The organism is Pseudomonas sp. G.S.17, from assembly GCF_038096165.1.
Lineage (GTDB): Bacteria > Pseudomonadota > Gammaproteobacteria > Pseudomonadales > Pseudomonadaceae > Aquipseudomonas.
Map to the genome: position 1 here is coordinate 592712 of NZ_CP151076.1, position 20688 is coordinate 613399.

A 20688-nucleotide genomic window follows, 5' to 3' on the forward strand; every position below is an offset into this window, starting at 1 on the left:
AATCGGCATACCGCGAGCTTACCCAATGTTGGCCAGAAGCCGTAACGCTTCCTCGAACAGGCCTTATACATAGATGCAACCGGGTAGCAGTGTTCAAAAGCAGGTTGAAAGTGTGGGCGAGTCCATACATAGGACCGGCTTTAGCCGGGAGGGGTGTGACGCATTTACTGCGCCGTACGGCTCACTTCCCGGGCCGGTTTGCCGCGCGCTGGCTTGTCGCCTGCGACGAAGTAATCGGCGGTGCTGCGTGGCAACGGGGCACGGCCACGGATCTTGTCGGCGATTTTCTCGGCGATCATGATCGTTGGCGCGTTGAGGTTGCCGGTGGTGATCAGCGGCATGATCGACGCGTCGACAACCCGCAGGCCTTGCAGGCCATGTACGCGACCTTCGCCATCAACCACCGCCATCTCGTCGGTGCCCATCTTGCACGAGCAGGAAGGATGGAACGCGGTTTCGGCATGGTCACGCACGAACTTGTCCAGATCCTCATCGGACTGCACTTCAATGCCGGGGCTGATTTCACGGCCACGGTATGGGTCGAGCGCCGGTTGCTGCATGATTTCCCGGGTCAGGCGGATGCCGTCGCGGAATTCCTGCCAGTCCTGCTCGGAGGCCATGTAGTTGAAAAGAATGCTCGGATATTCGCGAGGATTCTTCGACTTGATCTGCACGCGGCCACGGCTGGGCGAGCGCATCGAACCCACGTGGGCCTGGAAGCCATGTTCTTTCACGCCATTGCTGCCGTTGTAGTTAATCGCGACCGGCAGGAAGTGGTACTGAATGTTCGGCCATTCGAAGGCTTCGCTGGAACGGATGAAACCGCCTGCTTCGAACTGATTGCTCGCACCGATGCCTGTGCCGAGGAACATCCATTCCGCGCCGATAGCCGGCTGGTTCCACCACAGCAGCGATGGATACAGGGAAACCGGCTGGGTGCAGGCGTATTGCAGGTACATCTCCAGATGGTCCTGAAGATTCTGACCAACGCCGGGTAGATCGTGAACCATCGGTACATCGAGCTTGTTCAGCACTTCAGCCGGGCCGACGCCGGAGCGCTGCAGGATCTGCGGCGAAGCGATGGCGCCGCCACACAGCAGGACTTCCTTGCGTGCACGGGCTTCGACGCGTGCGTCGTTGTCGCCCACCAGATAAGCCACGCCAACCGCGCGCTTGCCGTCGAACAGAATACGGTCGGTCAGGGCGTGGGTGACGATGGTCAGCGCCGGGCGCTTTTTCGCTTCGTCCAGATAGCCGCGAGCGGTGCTGGCGCGACGACCATTGGGCGTCACGGTGCGGTCCATCGGGCCGAAACCTTCCTGCTGATAACCGTTGAGGTCGTCAGTGCGCGGATAACCGGCTTGTACGCCGGCTTCAACCATGGCGTGGAACAACGGATTGTTGCCCGCTTTCGGCGTGGTCACGCTGACCGGGCCATCGCCGCCGTGATAATCGTTGGCGCCGGTGTCGCGGCTTTCCGCCTTGCGGAAATACGGCAGGCAGTCCAGATAGCTCCAGTCTTCCAGCCCCGGATTTTTCGCCCAGCCGTCGTAGTCCATCGCATTGCCACGGATGTAGCACATGCCGTTGATCAGCGACGAACCCCCCAGGCCTTTGCCACGGCCACATTCCATGCGGCGGCCGTTCATGTGCGGTTCTGGATCGGTTTCGTAGGCCCAGTTGTAGCGACGGCCTTGCAGCGGGAATGCCAGTGCGGCGGGCATTTGTGTGCGGAAATCCAGACGATAGTCCGGGCCGCCTGCTTCAAGCAGCAAAACGGTGACGCCTGCGTCTTCGGTGAGACGGGCTGCCAGAGTATTACCGGCCGATCCTGCGCCGATGATGATGTAATCGAATTCCTGGGACATTACTGCACCCTCTTTGAAAATAGTTGGAGCGGGGGAATGATTTGCTCACTCGACCCCTTGCACCCCATGCATGTGCGCTAGCCTGGAGGCCTCCTCGCGGATAAATCCGATCCTACGACGATGCACCAGGTACGTAGGAGCGGCTTCAGCCGCGAGGGCGTCAGTCGGGATAATCAGTTCCCTGATCAAAACACCGACGCGTAATCCCCAAGCTCAACCTGCACCGACTTGATCCGCGTGTACTGCGCCAGGGAGCTGATGCCGTTTTCACGGCCCACGCCCGATTGCTTGTAGCCGCCGACCGGCATTTCTGCCGCCGATTCGCCCCAGGCGTTGATCCAGCAGATGCCGGCTTCGAGCTGGTGAATCACGCGGTGGGCGCGGTTCAGGTCTTTGGTGACGATACCGGCGGCCAGGCCAAACTCGGTGTCGTTGGCGCGGCGGATGACTTCTTCTTCGGTGTCGTAACCGAGGATGCTCATCACCGGGCCGAAGATTTCTTCGCGGACGATTTTCATGTCGTCGGTGCAATCGGTGAATACCGTGGCCGCAACGAAAGCGCCTTTGGCGAATTCACCTTCGGTCAGTCGCTCGCCGCCACACAGCAGGCGCGCGCCTTGCTCTTTGCCGGAGGCGATGTAGCCCAGCACGCTTTCCATGTGGGCGAAGCTGACCAGCGGGCCGAAGTTGGTGTTGTCGTCTTCAGGATTGCCGATACGAATACGTTTCACACGCTCGACTATCTTGGCTTCGAACGCGGCTTTCAACGCGTTGGGGACGAAGACTCGGGTGCCGTTGGTGCAAACCTGACCGGAGCTGTAGAAGTTGGCCATCATCGCGATGTCGGCGGCACGATCCAGATCGGCGTCGTCGAAGATGATCAGCGGCGACTTGCCACCCAGTTCCATGGTCACGTCCTTGAGCGACGAACTCGACGCGCTGGCCATGACTTTCTTGCCAGTGTCGGTGCCGCCAGTGAACGAGATCTTCTCGATGCGCGGGTGCTCGGTCAGCCAGGTGCCGACTTCACGGCCGCTGCCGGTCAGCACGTTGAACACGCCGTCCGGCACGCCAGCGGCGGTGTAGATTTCCGCCAGTTTCAAGGTGGTCAGCGAAGTGACTTCGCTGGGCTTGAAGATCATCGCGTTCCCAGCGGCCAGCGCCGGTGCGGATTTCCACAGGGCGATCTGGATCGGGTAGTTCCACGCGCCAATACCGGCCACCACGCCCAGCGGCTCGCGGCGGGTGTAGACAAAGGAGGAAGTGCGCAGCGGGATTTGCTCACCTTCGATGGCAGGCACCAGGCCGGCGTAATACTCCAGCACGTCGGCGCCGGTCACGATGTCGACGTATTTGGTTTCGGAGATGGATTTGCCGGTGTCGAGGGTTTCCAGCGCGGCGAGTTCGTCGTTGCGTTCACGCAGGATGTCCACGGCGCGACGCAGGATGCGCGAACGCTCCATGGCGGTCATGGCGGCCCAGATTTTCTGGCCTTTCTCGGCGCTGACCACGGCGCGTTCAACGTCGTCTTTGGTGGCGCGCTGGACTTGCGCCAGGACTTCGCCGTTCGCCGGGTTGATGGAGTCGAATGTCGCGTCGCTGCTGGCGTTCACGTAGCCGCCGTCGATGTAGAGTTTTTGCTGTTCGAAACGGGCCATAAAGTCCTCGCAAATTCTTGAGTGGTTGGCGATGACTGATGTCAGGTTGGTGAGTGGCCGCTACAGGGCTTCAGCTCACCGATTTCGCCAGTTGAAAATCCATATATTCGTACGCGATCTGTTGCGCTTGTTCGGTGTCGAAGGCATCGCCCGACAGCGCGCCGCGCAACCATAAGCCGTCGATCAGGGCCGCCAGGCCACGGGCTGCGCTACGCGCTTGCTCCAGCGGCAGGACGCGGCGGAACTGACAGCACAGATTCGAATACAGGCGGTGATCGTTGATCCGCTGCAACCTGTGCAAAGACGGTTGGTGCATGCTGGTGGCCCAAAAGGCCAGCCAGGTTTTCATTGCCGGACCGTTGACCTGGCTGGCGTCGAAGTTGCCCTCGATGATCACTTGCAGATGCGCCCGCGGGCTGTCATCGGTCAGCGTCTGTCGGCGTTCGCTGACATTGGCGATCAAGGCGTTCATCAGATGCCGCATGGTGGCTGCGATCAGGCCGTTCTTGTCCTGAAAGTAATGGCTGATGATGCCGTTGGAGACGCCCGCCAGACGGGCGATCAACGCGATGCTGGCGTCGCCCATTCCGACCTGATCGACCGCAGTGAGCGTGGCCTGGATCAGCTGTTGACGTCGAATGGGTTGCATACCGACCTTGGGCATATCGTTAAATCTCCTGGTTCGCCGGACTGATCGCGGTGCCGAAAAGGCTTGGCCAGTCTAAAGATTTTTTATTGAACGTTCAATCAATAAAAAATGAGGGGCGTGCGGAAAGAGATGAAAATCAGTGAGCGGATAGTAGGCGCGGTTCTAGCCGCGAGGTATTTAGCCGCGTTTATCGGTCAGAACGCCCTCCCGGCTAAAGCCGCTCCTACGGGCCTCGTGCGCGATCCGTAGGAGCGGCTTTAGCCGCGAGCAGCGCTGTGTTTAACCCAGACTCTTGCCCAAAAGTGCGTGATACAACTCGCTGTCACCCAGGATGCCGACGACTTGATTGCCATCCTGCAGCACCAGCTTGTTGCCGGTCTGGTAGCGGATTTGCAGGGCGTCGCGCATACCGATGTTGGAGTCCACCAGGGTCGGGCGGCGGTTGAGGGTGTCCATCGGCTGGCCTGGCGTCCAGTTCTGCAGGTCAAGCTGCCCGGGACCCTGGCGTGCGCCTTTGATGGTGTTGCCTTCGGCCAGATCGAGCCAGGAATCATCGCCCGGATCGAGGCAGACCGAGCCGTTGATTTTGGTGCAATTGTCCAGCGTGCGCATCAGGCTGCGACCGCACAGCACATTGAGCGGATTGGTGTGGGCGACGAACGTGCGTACATAGTCATCGGCCGGATTCAGGACGATTTCTTCCGGCACGCTGTACTGCACGATGCGGCCGTCTTTCATGATCGCGATTCGGCTGCCGAGCTTGAGGGCTTCATCAAGGTCGTGACTGACGAAGACGATGGTCTTGCTCAGCTTGTTCTGCAATTCCAGCAGTTCGTCCTGCAAACCCTGGCGGATCAGCGGGTCGAGGGCGGAGAAAGGTTCGTCCATCAGCAGAATGTCGGCGTCCATGGCCAGCGCCCGGGCCAGGCCGACACGCTGTTGCATGCCGCCGGAGAGTTCGTCGGGCTTCTTGTTGCGCCATTGGGTCAGGCCCACCAGTTCGAGTTTTTCGTCGACCAGTTTGCGCCGTTCCTTTTCAGGACGACCCTGCATTTCCAGGCCGAAGCTGATGTTCTCGCGCACCGTCAGCCACGGCATCAAGGCGAATTTCTGGAAAACCATGGCGATACGTTTGGTGCGCATCATTTTCAGTTCGGCGGGGGTGCAGGACGCAATGTTGATCTGCGAACCTTCATGCTCGACGTACAGCGCGCCCCGGCTCACGGTGTTGAGGCCGTTGATGCAGCGCAGCAGGCTGGATTTGCCGGAGCCGGACAAGCCCATCAGCACGCAGATTTCGCCTCTTTCAACGTCCAGGCTGGCATTTTCCACGCCGACGATCTGGCCGGTTTTTTTCAGAATCTGGTCACGCGTCAGGCCTTGATCCAGCAGCTTGAGGGCCTCACGCGGATCCTTGGAGAAGATAACGTCAACCTTATCGAATTTGATGATGCTCATGCGTCAGCCCTCACCTTGGCGTCGGGTTGTTTGCAGATACGGTCGAGCATGATTGCCAGCAGTACGATCGCCAGACCGGCTTCGAAGCCCAGGGCGATGTCAGCGGTGTTCAATGCGTTGACCACAGGTTTGCCCAGGCCGTCGGCACCTACCAGTGCGGCGATTACCACCATCGATAGCGAAAGCATGATGCATTGGGTAATGCCGGCGGCGATGCTCGGCATGGCGTAAGGCAGTTCGATGCGCGTCAGCAACTGGCGTCGCGATGAGCCGAAGGCTTTGCCGGCATCGAGTAATTCGTGGGGGACATCGCGGATACCCAGATACGTCAGGCGGATCGGCGCGGCAATGGCGAAGACCACCGTTGAGATCAGACCAGGCACAACGCCCAGGCCGAACAGCGTCAGGGTAGGAATCAGGTAGACGAAGGTGGGAACCGTCTGCATCAAGTCCAGAATCGGACGCATGATGGTGTAGAACATCGGTTTATGCGCGGCAATGATGCCCAGCGGCACGCCGATCAATACGCAGACGAAGGTAGCGAACAGCACCTGCGCCAGGGTTTCCATGGTCTGCACCCAGTAACCCAGATTGAGGATCAGCAGAAACGAGATGATGACGAACGCCGTCAGGCCCCACTTGCGCTGGATGAAGTGCGCGAGCAAGGCAATCAGGCCGATCAATACAAGTGGATTGAACCAGGTCAACGAAAACGTCAGGCCGTGGATCATGGTTTCCAGCGTAGACGCGATCGCATCGAAAGTGCTGGCACCGTGTTGGGTCAGCCATTCGACGAAGGCCGCGATGTACTCGCCAAGAGGAATTTTATGATCTGTGAACATGGTTTCGATTGTCCGCTTGCGGGAGGAATGGGGACAACAGGCGGGACAAGCCCGCCTGCCTGTCGGATTACTTCGTCAGCTTGGCTTTTGCGGCCTCCAGGCCTGGTTTTCCGTCAACAGTGGTGACGCCGGCAAGCCAGGTGTCGAGCACTTGCGGGTTGGCTTTGATCCATGCCTTGGCGGCTACGTCAGGCTTCATCTTGTCGTCCAGAACATTGCCCATCAGCGAGCTTTCCATGTTCAGGGTGAACGACAGGTTTTTCAGCAGTTGGCCGACGTTGCTGCATTCCTGGGTATAGCCTTTGCGGGCGTTGGTGTAGATGGTCGCCTGGCCGAAGTTCGGGCCGAAGTAATCGTCACCACCAGTCAGGTACTGCATTTTGAAACGGGTGTTCATCGGATGCGGTTCCCAGCCCAGGAACACCACATCGGTGCCGCGACGTGAAGCGCGATCAACCTGCGACAACATGCCGGCTTCGCTGGACTCCACGACTTTGAAGCCTGCGGCCTTGAGGCCGAAGGCGTCCTTGTCGATCATGCTCTGGATCAGACGGTTGCCATCGTTGCCTGGCTCGATGCCGTAGATCTTGCCGTCGAGTTCTTTCTTGAATTTGGCGATATCTGCGAAGCTTTTCAGGCCTTTGTCGTATAGCGCTTGCGGGACAGCCAGGGTGTACTTGGCGTTTTCCAAGTTGGCGCGCACGGTTTCGACAGTGCCGGCTTCACGATAAGCCTTGATGTCGTTTTCCATGGTCGGCATCCAGTTGCCGAGGAACACGTCCATGTTCTTGCCGTCGGCCAGGGACTTGTAGGTCACCGGCACGGAAATCATCGTGGTCTTGGTCTTGTAGCCCAGGGACTCAAGCACAGCACTGGTCACGGCGGTGGTGACCGTGATGTCTGTCCAGCCGACATCGGAAAAGTTGACGGTACTGCACTGCGCGGGCTCGGCGGCTTGCGCCAGCATTGGCAAACCCAGCGCGACAGCCAGTAGCAGTGATTTTGGACCTTTCATGGGTGGACTCCTTTGGTTTTTCTTCCCGCTATCAGCCTGTGCAAGCCTGACGCGATTTATGTTTTTTCGGCTTAACGAAAAGGCGTAAAGCAAAAGCTCTTTCACTGCGGCTGGCGATCGAGTCGACACCGATCATGTAACAGCCCAAATCAAACGCCTACAGGGGGCGTCGTAACCAGTACATACAGGGTCGCATCCAGTGTTGGTAACGTCGCTTATGGATTTTTTCTCCGCTGTAAGCGCCATTTTCCTACAGGAATAGGGCTAAAACCGGCATAAGCCAGTGTGCAAATACGCTGCACGACATTCGCGACGTTGGTGGGCATGGGGTGGTCGGTGTGAGACGCCGTCGTATCGGAAAAAAGCCTGATGATGCGATTTGATCGGCGGATCGCAATCAGCGTAGCAGCTGCAGCACGCAGTTTTTGGATGGTTATTTGGATGTTCCGTTCAATGTGCAAGGCGTCAGGCATCAAACCTGTGGCAGCGAGCGGCGTATTTCCCCTGATGTGCCGAACCCTTATTGGCTTCTTCGCGAGCAAGCTCGCTCCCACGATGAATCGTGTTGAAGACTGACACTGCGCACTTATCGAACACCCCGCACAATTGTCGCCACCTTTTGGCGCGAAAGCCCCGGAACATGGCGCTAAGCCATGTATCCACGGGCTGAATCGACCCCGCTTTGATGACCCCGTGCTTTGAGTGACACTCGGATCCGGCAGCCCGTTTCTCCGTTCTCACAAGTGCTACCGAATTGCTCACCCGGCCAGCGCTGGCAAGGCTTGTAAATCCCCCGTGTCGCGAATCGACAACTCAGGTCGCTGCTGACTAGACGCATCACGACGTCGTTTTCAGGGGTTATTGAATAGCCATTCAACTTTAGGCATGGCATTTGCGTTGTCATTACAAAGCCCTGCTGAACATGGGGCAATAACAAGAGCCTGTGCCTGGGCCAACCATCGCTTCGTGTGAGGAGATTACCGTGATGAATTCGTTCAACTCCGGGGCCCAACCCCAGAATCGTGCACCACAATCCATCGGCTTCCTGCTGCTGGACAACTTCACGCTGATCTCCCTCGCATCAGCGGTTGAACCCCTGCGCATGGCCAACCAGCTGTCGGGTCGCGAACTGTATCGCTGGACCACGCTGACGGCCGATGGCGGCCAGGTCTGGGCCAGCGACGGTTTGCAGATCACCCCTGATGCCGCGATGCAAAAAGCCCCGGCGATGGACACCATCATCGTCTGCGGCGGCGTCGGCATTCAGCGCACTGTAAGCCGCGAACACGTGAGCTGGCTGCAAAGCCAGGCGCGGCAGTCCAAGCGTCTGGGTGCGGTCTGCACCGGTAGCTGGGCATTGGCGTGCGCTGGCTTGCTCGATGGTTTCGATTGCAGCGTGCATTGGGAATGTCTGGCGTCGATGCAGGAAGCTTTCCCGCGTGTGGCGATGAGCACCCGCTTGTTCACTCTGGACCGCAACCGCTTCACCAGCTCCGGTGGCACCGCGCCACTGGACATGATGCTGCACCTGATCAGCCGCGATCACGGCCGTGAACTGTCGGCGGCAATCTCGGAGATGTTCGTCTACGAGCGCATTCGTAACGAGCAGGATCACCAGCGCGTGCCGCTCAAGCACATGCTCGGCACCAATCAGCCGAAGCTGCAGGAAATCGTCGCGCTGATGGAAGCCAACCTCGAAGAGCCTATCGACCTCGACGAGCTGGCGGTTTACGTCGCGGTCTCCCGGCGTCAGCTGGAGCGGCTGTTCCAGAAATACCTGCATTGCTCGCCATCGCGCTATTACCTGAAGCTGCGCCTGATCCGCGCCCGGCAACTGCTCAAGCAAACGCCGATGTCGATCATCGAAGTGGCGTCGGTCTGCGGCTTCGTGTCCACGCCGCACTTCTCCAAGTGCTACCGCGAATACTTCGGCATCCCGCCGCGCGACGAACGCGTCGGTTCCAACACCACCCAGCAAGTGGCCATGATGCCAATCCCGCAAGCCCTCGTACTGGCCCCGTTGTCAGGCCCGCTGTCGGCGTTGAGCCAGGCGAGGAACGAGTCGACGTTTGCGAGTGTGAGGTTGTAAGTCGGGTGGCTGTTTGTTGTAGGAGCCAACTTGTTGGCGAGGCGTACGTCCTCTCGCGAACAAGTGCGCTCCTACGGAGGCGGTATTAGCGCTGATGCTCGATCCGGATCATAAGCAGCAAATTACCCGTGGTTCTTCTTATAAGCCGCCAGCGCGGGCAACAGCTGCTTATCAATTGCCTGGCGCACGGCTGGCAAAATCGTCGCGCTGCCGGTGAGCATTTGTTCTACCAAACGGCGCAGAGCGGTGGCGCGCTCTTCGGTCAGGCCGCAGACGGCTTGGGAGCAGGCCTGTTCGGCAGTGGCGCCGGAAGGCATCTCGAAACCGATTGCCCTGAGCTGGCTGATCAAATCTTCCTGGTCAATCAAGTCTGCATGCATCATCCCGTGCGCTCCTTATTTGTGAGGTAGGGTCTGATTCTGGTGGCGCTCGCGGCTGTCGGCAAGGGGCGGGGGCGGCAATGTCCGGGGTGCCTACGAGCATGTCGTTTTCGGGCAACTCCGCTGCCCGGCGACAGGGCAAACTGGCCTGGCTCGAATGCGCAGCCAATGGTTTGGTCACCCTCTTGGCTGCGCGGTATCTTCAGCCCCGGTTTTTGCGACGGCTTCACCGGGTATTTTTTGTGCGAAAAATGACCGGCTGGTTCCTGCTGCGTGGCGGCGATCTGATAATCCCCACTCGATTTGCTAAACTCCGCTGCCTTCCAGGAGTTGCCATGAATTACCGTCACGCCTTCCACGCTGGCAACCACGCCGATGTGTTCAAACACCTTGTCCTGACTCGCTTGTTTGCCTTGATGGCGCGCAAGGAGCAGCCGTTCGCCTATATCGACAGCCACGCCGGGCTGGGTTTGTATGACCTCAAGGGTGATCAGGCCAGTCGTACCGGCGAATACCTCGAAGGCATTGCGCGCCTGTGGGATGCGCCGGATCTGCCCGCCATGGCGGCGGATTACATGCAGCTGCTGCACGACATGAACCCCAATGGCGAGCTGCGCTATTACCCCGGCTCCCCGGAAATCGCCCGCCGTTCGACCCGCGAGCGCGACCGCATTCTGCTCAATGAGAAACACCCGGAAGACGGTCGCTTGCTCAAGGAAAACATGCGCGGCGACCGTCGCGTGGCGGTGCATCTGGGCGAAGGCTGGCATGTGCCGCGCGCCTTGCTGCCGGTTGCGGAAAAACGTGCAGTGTTGCTGATCGATCCACCGTTTGAGCAGCTTGATGAGATGAAACGCTGCGCCGTGGCCTTGAAAGAGACCATCAGCCGCATGCGCCAGACTGTCGCGACGATCTGGTATCCGATCAAGGATCAGCGGTTGCTCAAGCGTTTCTATCAAGACCTGGCCGAAACCGGCGCGCCGAAGCTTTTGCGCGTTGAGCTTTATGTACATCCGCTGGATACGCCAGCGAGCCTCAACGGCTCAGGTCTGGTCATCGCCAACCCGCCATGGGGCCTGGAAGAAGAATTGCGCGAATTGATGCCGTATCTGGCCAAAAAACTCGGGCAGACCAAGGGCGACTGGAAGATGGATTGGTTGATTGCGGAGTGATGGCACCCTTTATGCGGTGAACGCTGCTCGCGGCTGAAGCCGCTCCTACGGTGGTGGTGGTGGTGGTGGTGGTGGTGGTGGTGCCCGTAGGACTGGCTTTAGCCGGGAGGGCGTCATTAGCAGCCGCGCATAACCTGGCGGTGAACGCTGCTCGCGGCTGAAGCCGCTCCTACGAGATGGCGGTTGCTGACGCCTACGTCCACACCGAATCCCACAGCGGGTATTCACCCTCACCTGTAACCAGTCCGGCCCGTACTGGGTTGGCAATAACGTAGCGCGCCATCACCTCAAGGTCTTTTTCAGTCCTGACCGCGTGGTCGTAATAACCTTTTTGCCATTCAATCGTTTTGCTGCCGAACGCCTTGTTGATCCCGCAGGCGCTGCGGCCTTTTAGTAATTGCATAAGCGCGGCCAGTGACCCTGAGCGCAATTCAAACAACCAATGCAGATGATCGTGCATCACCACCCAAGCCAACGAATTCACCACTCCAGAGTCGTGTAGGCACCTCATTTCGCGGACGACCCTGCGGCCAATATGAAAATCGTTAAATATTGGTTGGCGATCCTTTACAACACAGGTGACGAGATAGATGTGCCCTGGCATGGAGAATCGGCCGACGCGAAGAAGGCGGCCATGTTCCTGATTTTGCATTCCATTGCTCCCTTTCTTGATTAAGAAGGAAACAATAGAAGGGGCAAACTACACAGGCATCCCGGATGGTTGTCGAAAAATTTCCGGCGCGCCTTGAACGCCATGGATCGGCCGTAGGACTGGCTTTAGCCATTTGCAACGGCATATATCTCGGCGGCGAACGCGGGGTAGTGGTGCCCGTAGGACTGGCTTTAGCCGGGAGGGCGTCATTCGCAGCCGCGCATAACCTGGCGGTGGACGCTGCTCGCGGCTGAAGCCGCTCCTACGGTGGTGCCCTTACGAGTTGTTCGCCAGACTCGGCGGCATGCACACACCGGTGCCACCGATGCCGCAATAGCCCTGCGGGTTTTTCGCCAGGTATTGCTGGTGATACGCCTCGGCGTAGAAGAAGGTCGGCGCTTCGTCGATTTCGGTGGTGATCGAGCCCAGGCCGGCTTTATTTAGCTCAGCCTGGAATGCGGCTTCGCTGGCTTTGGCGGCAGTGAGCTGGTCCTGTTTGGTGCAGTAGATGACCGAGCGGTATTGAGTGCCGATGTCGTTGCCCTGACGCATGCCCTGGGTAGGGTTGTGCGCTTCCCAGAACAGTTTGAGCAATTGCTCGTAGCTGATTTTTTCCGGCTCGTAGACCACCAGCACGACTTCGCTATGCCCGGTCAGACCCGAGCAGACTTCTTCGTAAGTCGGGTTCGGCGTCATGCCGCCCGCGTAACCGACCGCAGTGCTGAACACGCCTTCTTGCTGCCACAGCAGCCGTTCGGCACCCCAGAAGCAGCCGAGACCGAAGATCGCGAACTCCACGCTGCCAGGAAACGGACCCAGCAACGGGTTGCCGTTGACGAAGTGGTGTTCAGGAACCGAAATAGGCGTTTCGCGACCGGGCAGCGCCTGATCAGCGGTAGGGAGTACGTTTTTGTTCACAAGAATTTCCGAGCGCAGAGCCATGAACCTTTTCCTCTTGGTAGGCACGGACGCGTGGTCCGTAAAGGTGGGTCAGGACGAATGAATTTGGTTGGAGCGCATTTCTGTGGGAGCGAATTTATTCGCGAAAGGCCAAGGCAGCCAATGCGTTTCTACCAACAGGAATAAAGTCATCCCGGATAAATCCGGTCCCACGAATCCATGTTTGTCAGGGGTTCGCTAGTGTGCCCGAAACATCCGGGAACAGGGAAGGGCTTGTCAGGCCAGCGGTCCGCGTGGATAGCGGCGCAGTTTTGCGATCAGCTCTTCGCCGGGGATCGGGCGGTCGAAGAGGTAGCCTTGGCCCACGTCGCAGCGATGGCGGCGCAGGAAGGTCAGTTGCGCGGCGGTTTCGATGCCTTCGGCCACAACTTTCAGCTTGAGGTTGTGGGCCATGGCAATCACTGCCGAGGTGATTTCCATGTCGTCCTGATCATCCGGAATGTCGCGGATGAAGCTGCGGTCGATCTTGATGACATCGATGGGGAATTTCTTCAGGTAGCTGAACGACGAATAGCCGGTGCCGAAGTCATCCATGGCCAGCGACAGGCCCATTTTTTTCAGGGAATCAAGCTGCAGGCGCGTGTCTTCGGTGGCCTCCAGCAGCAGGCCTTCGGTCAATTCCAGTTCCAGCAATGAAGCGTCGAGCTGTTCTTCCTTGAGGATCGCGGCAATCGAGCTGACCAGTTCCGGGTCGGCGAACTGCTTGGGCGAAACGTTGATCGCCACTTGCAGGTTGCCGAAACCGGCAGCGGTCAGGGCTTTGCTCATGCGACACGATTCGCGGGCGACCCATTTGCCGATCGGGATGATCAGGCCGGTTTCCTCGGCAACGCTGATGAACTGGTCCGGGCGGATCATGCCTTTTTCGGGATGGTTCCAGCGCAGCAGCGCTTCCATGCCCAGCAACCGCCCGGTGCGTAGGCACAGCTTGGGCTGATAGAACACCTCCAGCTCGTTCTGAGTCAAAGCGCGGCGCAGGTTGTTTTCGACGAACAGTTTGTAGCTGGCCTCGGCGTTCAATGCTTCGGTGAAGACCTGAACCTGATGTTTGCCATTGGCCTTGGCCTTGTGCAGCGCCAGCCCGGCGTTCTTCATCAGGGTTTGCGGGTCGCGGCCATGCAGCGGCGCACAGGCCAGGCCCACCGATCCAGTGACGCTGATCAGCTGGTTGTCGACGAACATCGGTTTGTCCAGCGTCGCCAGCACCTGAGTGGCGACCATCTGCCCGGCTTCCATACTCGCATCATCAAGCAGTACGGCGAATTCGTTACTGGCGAAACGGGCCAGGATGTCGCTGGCGTTCAGCGTGTTGCGCAGGCGACGCGCGAGGCTGATCAACAACTTGTCGCCGGTTTGGTGGCCGAGACTGTCGTTGATGCGTTTGAAGTTGTCGATGTCCACCAGCAGCAGGCTCATCGGCGTGTCGCTGTCCCGGGCGAAGCGTTCGTCCAGGTTGCGAATGAACGCCGGACGGTTGCCCAGGTTGGTCAGGTTGTCGGTGTAGGCCAGGCGCTCGATGCGCTGCTGGGCCAGTTTGTTCTGGGTGACGTCTTCGTAAATGCCGATGTAATGCGTCAGCTCACGGTCGTCGCCGTACACCTTGGAGATCGACAACTGGCCCCAGTACGGTTCCAGGTTTTTGCGTCGGCTCTTGAACTCACCCTGCCAACTGTTGCTTTTGGCCAGGCCCGAGTTGGCGTCCTGCAGCAATCCGTTGAGGTTTTCCAGCGCAGGCAGTTCGGACAGTTTTTGTCCGTGAACCTCTTCGGTGGTGTATTGGGTGATGGCGGTGAAGCTTGGGTTGACGTATTCGACCACGCCGTCGCAGTTGACCAGCAGGAACGCACTGGCGCTTTGCTCGACCGCACGCTGGAACAGATGCAGCGCGCTGGTGGCGGTGCGCCGGTTGTGGTTGTTGATGACCTGGGCGAACTGGTCGGCCAATTCGCCAGCAAAGGCGATTTCATCGGACTGCCAGGGGCGCGGGTTGCCGATCTGCTCCAGGCACAGCACGCCCACCACTTGCCCGTCGATGCGAATGCTGGCGTCGAGAATGGCGCTGATGTCACGCGGCTTGAGGTTGGCAGCCATTTCCCGAGTGCGAGGGTCATGCTGGACGTCATTGGCGTCGATGGCCCGGCTGTTGTGCAAGGCTTCCAGATAGCTCGGATACGGGCTGGCATCGATGACATCCGGCAGCCGGTATTCACCCGTGGTGGTACGGAATTCGGCGATTGGCTCAAGGCACTTGTCGTTGAGGTTCCAGATGCTCGCGCAAGCGATGTCGTAGATTTCGCAGGCGCTTTTGGTAATCAGCTGCGCCGCCTCCAGCAAGGAGTTGGCAGAGCTGTAGCGGTGGCGTGCCAGGTGCAGGATCAAACCCTGCTGGGCGCGGACGCGCTCCAGGTGCTCGAGTTGTTCCTGTTGGGCGTGTTGGTTGAGTTGCAGGGCAATCTGCAGCTGGGAGTTCTGGGTTTCCAGATCGGGTGCCGAAACGGTTTCGCTGTCCAGCGAGGCATCGCCCAGCACCATCAGGTAACCACGCAACAAATGGCGATTGTGCTGCTTGTAGCCTTCGCCGATCTCGATTAGACCCAACGGCCCGCGAGAGGTGTGCAGCGTGTAACGCACCAGGTAATGCGGCGTGTCGGACAGCTGTTGTTGAATGGCGTCGTGCAGTTGGTAGCGAGCTTCAGGTTCCATCAGGCTGGCGTAAGGCGATCCCACCAAGGCGCAGAGATCCATAGCTGCCAGACCGAGCTGTTTTTCGCAGTTCGGATCCAGATACAGCAACGCCCAATTGGCCTCATTGAGCCTTTCGAAACGCAGCATGCCGAGCCGCGATGGCACGGGCAACTGCGTCACTACCTCGACCACCGATCTACCGGCAGCATCAGGTTGGCTCTTCATGAAGAAACTCGCTTCCGTAATACTGATCGCGCACGGACCCTGACCCTTTTGAATTGTCGCGTATGGCAAGGTTGCATCATGCAGCGCGGGCTGACAAGCAGGCTGTATGGCTTAGTGCTATAAATGTTTCGGCTGATTAACACTCTTCTTAAATGCAGCTGGTCAGATTGTTCTAAATCAACGTATTTGTGTTGTGTATGACACAAATACCCAAGTGACTTATCAGAAACGTTACAAACGCCAGGCAAAAAAAAGCCCCGCCAATTGGCGGGGTTGAGGTACGAGCGTGGCAGCTCGAAAAAACAGGTTGCGTTTCCGTAGGACCGGCTTCAGCCGGGAGGCGTCGGTTCATTCCACGCAAACGTGTCGCGTGGAATATTGCCCTCCCGGCTGAAGCCGGTCCTACGGTATTGCCTTACAACAGAATCGTGCGGATATCGGCCAGCAGGTCGCTCAGGCGCTTGGTGAAGCGTGCAGCTGCGGCGCCGTTGATCACGCGGTGATCGTAGGACAACGACAGCGGCAACATCAGTTTTGGCTGGAAGGCTTTGCCATCCCAGACTGGCTGCATGGTTGCCTTGGAAACACCGAGGATCGCCACTTCAGGCGCGTTGACGATCGGCGTGAAGCCGGTGCCGCCAATGTGACCGAGGCTGGAAATCGTGAAGCAGGCGCCTTGCATTTCGTTCGCCGAAAGTTTCTTGCTGCGGGCTTTCTCGGCCAGAACAGCGGCTTCGGCAGCGAGTTGCAGCAGGCTTTTCTTGTCGACGTCCTTGATGACCGGGACCAGCAGACCTTCCGGAGTGTCCACGGCGAAGCCGATGTTCACGTACTTCTTGCGGATGATCGCTTTGCCGCTTGGGGCCAGCGAGGCGTTGAAGTCTGGCAGTTCCTTGAGCAGGAAGGCGCAGGACTTGAGCAGCAGCGGCAGGATGGTCAGCTTGACGCCAGCTTTCTCGGCCACGGCTTTCTGCGCAACACGGAAAGCTTCCAGGTCGGTGATATCGGCCTGATCGAATTGCGTGACGTGCGGGATGTTCAGCCAGCTGCGGTGCAGGCCGGTCGCGCCTAGTTGCATCAGGCGCGTCATCGGCACTTCTTCGATTTCGCCGAAACGGCTGAAGTCGACTTCCGGAATCGGCTGAATGCCCATGCCGCCGCTTGCGCCGCCAGCTGGAGCTTCCTTGGCTTTCTGCATCATGGATTTGACGTAAACCTGCACGTCTTCCTTGAGAACGCGACCGTGTGGGCCGGTAGCGCTGACCGCGCCCAACTCGACGCCGAACTCGCGAGCCAGCTGACGAACCGCTGGACCTGCGTGAACCTTGGCGCCGTCTTTGGCCGGAGCTTGTGCAGCAGGAGCCGCAGCTTCAGCTTTTGGCGCAGGCGCAGCGGCTGGAGCAGCAGCTTCTGTCTTGGCCGGGGCAGCAGGAGCGGCCGCCGCTGGAGCAGGTGCGGCTGCCGGAGCGGCGCCTGCGACTTTCAATTTCAGGATCAGGTCGCCAGTGCCGACTTCGTCGTCCAGCTTGACGCTGATGGCTTCCACAACGCCTGCGGCTGGAGAGGGAATCTCCATGCTGGCCTTGTCGGATTCCAGGGTGATCAGCGATTGATCGGCGGCGATGGTGTCGCCGACCTTGACCATCAGTTCGATGATTTTGGCCTTGCCCGACGAACCGATGTCCGGAACATGAATGTCCTGGACGGTTTCAGCAGCGGCGGCAGCTGGAGCGGCAGCAGGTGCCGGAGCAGCAGCGGCTTCGGCCGGCTTTTCAGCAGGTGCGGCAGCAGCAGGAGCAGCAGCTTCGGCGGGTGCAGCGGCAGCTTCGCCTTCGACTTCCAGCTCGAACAGTTCGTCGCCTTCTTTCAGACGGTCGCCCAGCTTCACTTTCATGGCCTTGATGACGCCGGCCTTGGGAGCAGGGATTTCCATGCTCGCCTTGTCCGATTCCAGCGTCAGGATGCTCTGGTCGGCTTCGATGCGGTCGCCGACCTTGACCATCAACTCAATAACTTCACCTTCACCGTTGCCGATGTCGGGTACGCGAATTAGCTCACTCACAATGTCTCTCCTTCGGAGAACCTGTTCATTCGTGTGCGCTGTGGGCAGTTACGACAAAACAGCGTCGGATGCTCATTTACCGTTCGTAAATTCCGCATCCTCAGCTGCCCTGGCGCTCCTTTTTCAGCGCGCTATACGATCTCGAAGCAGACTCTTAACAATCCAGTGGGTTGAGTTTCTCAGGATCGATGCCGAACTTGGCAATGGCTTCAGCCACCACTTTAGGTTCGATATCGCCACGGTCAGCCAAGGCTTCCAGAGCGGCCAGCACTACGAAATGGCGGTCGACTTCGAAGAAGCTACGCAGTTTCTTGCGGCTGTCGCTGCGGCCGAAACCGTCAGTGCCCAGGACTTTGTATTCCTTGGTCGGAACCCACTGACGAATCTGGTCAGCGAACAGTTTCATGTAGTCGGTCGAAGCGATCACCGGACCTTTACGGCCGTTCAGGCATTCTTCCACGTAGCTCAGCGTTGGCTTCTGGCCAGGGTGCAGGCGGTTGCTGCGCTCTACGGCCAGGCCGTTGCGACGCAGTTCGTTGAAGCTGGTAACGCTCCAGACGTCAGCGCCGACGTTGAACTGTTCGCGCAGGATCTTCGCTGCTTCGCGAACTTCACGCAGGATGGTGCCCGAGCCCAGCAACTGGACGTGGTGCGCCGCTTCCTTGGTGTCTTCTTCGAGCAGGTACATGCCCTTGACGATACCTTCCTCGACACCGGCCGGCATGGCTGGCTGGACGTAGGATTCGTTCATCACGGTCAGGTAGTAGAAAACGTCCTGCTGTTCTTCGAACATCCGGCGCATGCCGTCCTGGATGATCACTGCCAGCTCGTAGCCGTAAGTCGGGTCGAAGGTGCGGCAGTTCGGGATGGTCGAAGCCAGGATGTGGCTGTGACCATCTTCGTGCTGCAGGCCTTCGCCGTTCAACGTGGTCCGGCCGGCGGTGCCGCCCACCAGGAAGCCACGGGTGCGGCTGTCGCCAGCGGCCCATGCCAGGTCGCCGATACGCTGGAAACCGAACATCGAGTAGAAGATGTAGAACGGAATCATCGGCTGGTTGTGGCTGCTGTACGAAGTACCGGCAGCGATGAAGGAGGACATGGCGCCTGCTTCGTTGATACCTTCTTCGAGAATCTGGCCTTTCTTGTCTTCGCGATAGAACATCACTTGTTCTTTATCGACTGGCTCGTAGAGCTGGCCGACGGAAGAGTAGATGCCCAGCTGGCGGAACATGCCTTCCATGCCGAAGGTACGGGCTTCGTCCGGGATGATCGGCACGATGCGCGGGCCAACTTCCTTGTCCTTGACCAGCTGCGAAAGGATCCGCACGAAGGCCATGGTGGTGGAGATTTCGCGATCGCCGGAACCGTCGAGGATAGCCTTGAGGGTTTCCAGTGGCGGAGTCGGCAGGTTAAAGCTCTTGGCGCGACGCTGTGGCACGAAACCGCCCAGTGCGGCGCGACGCTCGCTCAGGTAACGGGCTTCGGCGCTGCCTTCTTCAGGCTTGAAGAACGGCAGGCTGTCGAGCTGGTCGTCTTTGACCGGAATGTCGAAACGGTCGCGGAAGCTTTTCAGGCTGTCCACATCGACTTTCTTGGTGTTGTGCGCAGTGTTTTTCGCTTCGCCGGCGCCGGTGCCATAACCTTTGATGGTTTTGGCCAGAACCACGGTCGGTTGACCCTTGTGGTTAACGGCTTCGTGGTACGCCGCGTACATTTTGTACGGGTCGTGGCCACCACGGTTTAGCTTCCAGATTTCGTCGTCGGACAGATCGGCAACCATGGCCTTGAGTTCAGGCGAGTTGAAGAAGTGTTCACGCACGAACGCGCCGTCTTTGGCTTTGTAGTTCTGGTACTCGCCGTCGATGACTTCGTCCATGCGACGTTGCAGGATACCGTCGACGTCCTTGGCCAGCAGCGGGTCCCAGAAACGGCCCCAGACCACTTTGGTCACGTTCCACTGAGCGCCACGGAACACGCCTTCGAGCTCCTGGATGATCTTGCCGTTGCCACGTACCGGACCGTCGAGACGCTGCAGGTTGCAGTTGACGACGAAGATCAGGTTGTCGAGCTTTTCACGGCCAGCCAGGGAAATCGCGCCCAGGGATTCTGGTTCGTCGGTTTCGCCGTCGCCCAGGAAGCACCAGACTTTCTGCTTGCCTTCCGGAATGTAACCGCGGTGTTCCAGGTACTTCATGAAGCGCGCCTGGTAAATCGCCTGGATCGGACCCAGACCCATGGAAACGGTCGGGAACTGCCAGAAATCTTTCATCAGCCACGGGTGTGGATAAGACGACAGGCCTTTGCCATCGACTTCCTGACGGAAGTTGTTCATCTGGTCTTCGGTGATCCGGCCTTCCATGAACGCACGGGCGTAGACGCCTGGCGATGCGTGACCCTGGAAGTAGATCAGGTCGCCGCCGTGTTCGTCGGTCGGAGCCTGGAAAAAGTAGTTGAAGCCGATGTCATACAGCGTGGCGCTGGACGCGAAACTGGAGATGTGACCGCCCAGGTCAGGGTCATTCAAGTTGGTTTTCACAACCATGGCCAACGCGTTCCAGCGTACCAGCGAGCGAATGCGGCGTTCCATGAACAGGTCGCCAGGCATGCGTGCTTCGTGGGTTACGGGAATCGTGTTGCGGTAAGGCGTAGTGATGGCGTATGGCAGTTGCGAACCGCTGCGAGTAGCGAGTTCACCCATACGGGTCATCAGGTAGTGAGCACGGTCTTCGCCTTCTTTGTCGAGAACCGATTCCAGGGCGTCCAGCCATTCCTGGGTTTCGACGGGATCGAGGTCTTGCATGGCTTGCTCCAGGGCGGAAAGGCTTCCAGAATCGGTTGCCTGAGTTTGCGACTGGCCTTGTGGGCAGACGACATAAATTCTTGGATGACCGGAGATTGTTCCGGTGGCGTGTAGTTTTACTACAAATCGTCGACCATTTCAGCCTTTCGAGTTGTAAGGGCAGTAGTAAAACT

The 20688-nt window shown here is 58.9% G+C and carries 15 protein-coding genes; 2 read left to right on the forward strand and 13 right to left on the reverse strand.

The genetic code is table 11. The annotated features are described in order from the left end of the window. Positions 1-164: 164 nt before the first annotated feature. From betA to AABC73_RS02775, 7 genes are all read right to left on the reverse strand, one after another. The gene (gene betA, locus AABC73_RS02745) at positions 165-1868 is read right to left on the reverse strand and encodes a choline dehydrogenase (RefSeq protein WP_341522361.1); all 1704 of its coding nucleotides are present in this window, start codon (positions 1866-1868) and stop codon (positions 165-167) included. Positions 1869-2053: 185 nt separating this feature from the next. Then, the gene (gene betB / locus AABC73_RS02750) at positions 2054-3526 is read right to left on the reverse strand and encodes a betaine-aldehyde dehydrogenase (protein ID WP_341522362.1); all 1473 of its coding nucleotides are present in this window, start codon (positions 3524-3526) and stop codon (positions 2054-2056) included. Positions 3527-3596: 70 nt separating this feature from the next. Beyond that, positions 3597-4190, reverse strand: coding sequence for a transcriptional regulator BetI (betI, locus tag AABC73_RS02755; RefSeq protein WP_341522363.1), 594 nt, complete (start codon positions 4188-4190; stop codon positions 3597-3599). A 264-nt stretch (positions 4191-4454) separates the two neighbouring features. Continuing rightward, positions 4455-5633, reverse strand: coding sequence for a choline ABC transporter ATP-binding protein (choV, locus tag AABC73_RS02760; RefSeq protein ID WP_341522364.1), 1179 nt, complete (start codon positions 5631-5633; stop codon positions 4455-4457). Continuing rightward, entirely contained in the window at positions 5630-6475 is an 846-nt protein-coding gene (choW, locus tag AABC73_RS02765; RefSeq protein ID WP_341522365.1) for a choline ABC transporter permease subunit, read from the reverse strand. The genes choV and choW overlap by 4 nt, the downstream gene beginning before the upstream one ends. Positions 6476-6542: 67 nt before the next feature. After that, entirely contained in the window at positions 6543-7490 is a 948-nt protein-coding gene (locus AABC73_RS02770; protein ID WP_341522366.1) for a choline ABC transporter substrate-binding protein, read from the reverse strand. Positions 7491-7705: 215 nt separating this feature from the next. Then, entirely contained in the window at positions 7706-8032 is a 327-nt protein-coding gene (locus tag AABC73_RS02775; protein ID WP_341522367.1) for a hypothetical protein, read from the reverse strand. Positions 8033-8475: 443 nt separating this feature from the next. On the opposite strand from AABC73_RS02775, the gene AABC73_RS02780 reads away from it, so the two are divergent. Then, positions 8476-9579, forward strand: coding sequence for a GlxA family transcriptional regulator (locus AABC73_RS02780; RefSeq protein ID WP_341522368.1), 1104 nt, complete (start codon positions 8476-8478; stop codon positions 9577-9579). Between the two features lie 122 nt (positions 9580-9701). Here the strand turns inward: AABC73_RS02780 and AABC73_RS02785 are convergent, their stop codons facing one another. Next, positions 9702-9962: a hypothetical protein gene (locus AABC73_RS02785; protein WP_341522369.1), complete on the reverse strand. Its 261-nt coding sequence runs from the start codon at positions 9960-9962 to the stop codon at positions 9702-9704. Positions 9963-10294: 332 nt separating this feature from the next. Here AABC73_RS02785 and rlmJ point away from each other — a divergent pair, with 332 nt between their 5' ends. Further along, positions 10295-11131, forward strand: coding sequence for a 23S rRNA (adenine(2030)-N(6))-methyltransferase RlmJ (gene rlmJ, locus AABC73_RS02790; RefSeq protein WP_341522370.1), 837 nt, complete (start codon positions 10295-10297; stop codon positions 11129-11131). A 193-nt stretch (positions 11132-11324) separates the two neighbouring features. On the opposite strand, the gene AABC73_RS02795 is transcribed toward rlmJ, so the two are convergent. From AABC73_RS02795 to aceE, 5 genes are all read right to left on the reverse strand, one after another. Next, positions 11325-11783: a transposase gene (locus AABC73_RS02795; protein ID WP_341522371.1), complete on the reverse strand. Its 459-nt coding sequence runs from the start codon at positions 11781-11783 to the stop codon at positions 11325-11327. Positions 11784-12059: 276 nt separating this feature from the next. Then, positions 12060-12725 carry a peptide-methionine (S)-S-oxide reductase MsrA gene (gene msrA, locus AABC73_RS02800; RefSeq protein ID WP_341522372.1) on the reverse strand — a complete coding sequence of 222 codons (666 nt, stop codon included), beginning with the start codon at positions 12723-12725 and terminating at the stop codon, positions 12060-12062. Between the two features lie 234 nt (positions 12726-12959). Beyond that, positions 12960-15653: an EAL domain-containing protein gene (locus tag AABC73_RS02805; RefSeq protein WP_341522373.1), complete on the reverse strand. Its 2694-nt coding sequence runs from the start codon at positions 15651-15653 to the stop codon at positions 12960-12962. A gap of 415 nt (positions 15654-16068) precedes the next feature. Further along, complete coding sequence (gene aceF / locus AABC73_RS02810; RefSeq protein ID WP_341522374.1) at positions 16069-17715, reverse strand: dihydrolipoyllysine-residue acetyltransferase; 1647 nt, start codon at positions 17713-17715, stop codon at positions 16069-16071. Positions 17716-17869: 154 nt separating this feature from the next. Further along, a complete protein-coding gene (gene aceE, locus AABC73_RS02815; RefSeq protein WP_341522375.1) occupies positions 17870-20515 on the reverse strand; it encodes a pyruvate dehydrogenase (acetyl-transferring), homodimeric type in 2646 nt (881 codons plus the stop codon). Between the last annotated feature and the right edge of the window lie 173 nt (positions 20516-20688).

Bases quoted from the DNA above. Each gene is read 5' to 3' on its own strand.
- betA (WP_341522361.1), bottom strand. From the start codon at position 1,868: ATGTCCCAGGAATTCGATTACATCATCATCGGCGCAGGATCGGCCGGT.
- betB (WP_341522362.1), bottom strand. From the start codon at position 3,526: ATGGCCCGTTTCGAACAGCAAAAACTCTACATCGACGGCGGCTACGTG.
- betI (WP_341522363.1), bottom strand. From the start codon at position 4,190: ATGCCCAAGGTCGGTATGCAACCCATTCGACGTCAACAGCTGATCCAG.
- choV (WP_341522364.1), bottom strand. From the start codon at position 5,633: ATGAGCATCATCAAATTCGATAAGGTTGACGTTATCTTCTCCAAGGAT.
- choW (WP_341522365.1), bottom strand. From the start codon at position 6,475: ATGTTCACAGATCATAAAATTCCTCTTGGCGAGTACATCGCGGCCTTC.
- AABC73_RS02770 (WP_341522366.1), bottom strand. From the start codon at position 7,490: ATGAAAGGTCCAAAATCACTGCTACTGGCTGTCGCGCTGGGTTTGCCA.
- AABC73_RS02780 (WP_341522368.1), top strand. From the start codon at position 8,476: ATGAATTCGTTCAACTCCGGGGCCCAACCCCAGAATCGTGCACCACAA.
- AABC73_RS02785 (WP_341522369.1), bottom strand. From the start codon at position 9,962: ATGATGCATGCAGACTTGATTGACCAGGAAGATTTGATCAGCCAGCTC.
- rlmJ (WP_341522370.1), top strand. From the start codon at position 10,295: ATGAATTACCGTCACGCCTTCCACGCTGGCAACCACGCCGATGTGTTC.
- AABC73_RS02795 (WP_341522371.1), bottom strand. From the start codon at position 11,783: ATGCAAAATCAGGAACATGGCCGCCTTCTTCGCGTCGGCCGATTCTCC.
- msrA (WP_341522372.1), bottom strand. From the start codon at position 12,725: ATGGCTCTGCGCTCGGAAATTCTTGTGAACAAAAACGTACTCCCTACC.
- AABC73_RS02805 (WP_341522373.1), bottom strand. From the start codon at position 15,653: ATGAAGAGCCAACCTGATGCTGCCGGTAGATCGGTGGTCGAGGTAGTG.
- aceE (WP_341522375.1), bottom strand. From the start codon at position 20,515: ATGCAAGACCTCGATCCCGTCGAAACCCAGGAATGGCTGGACGCCCTG.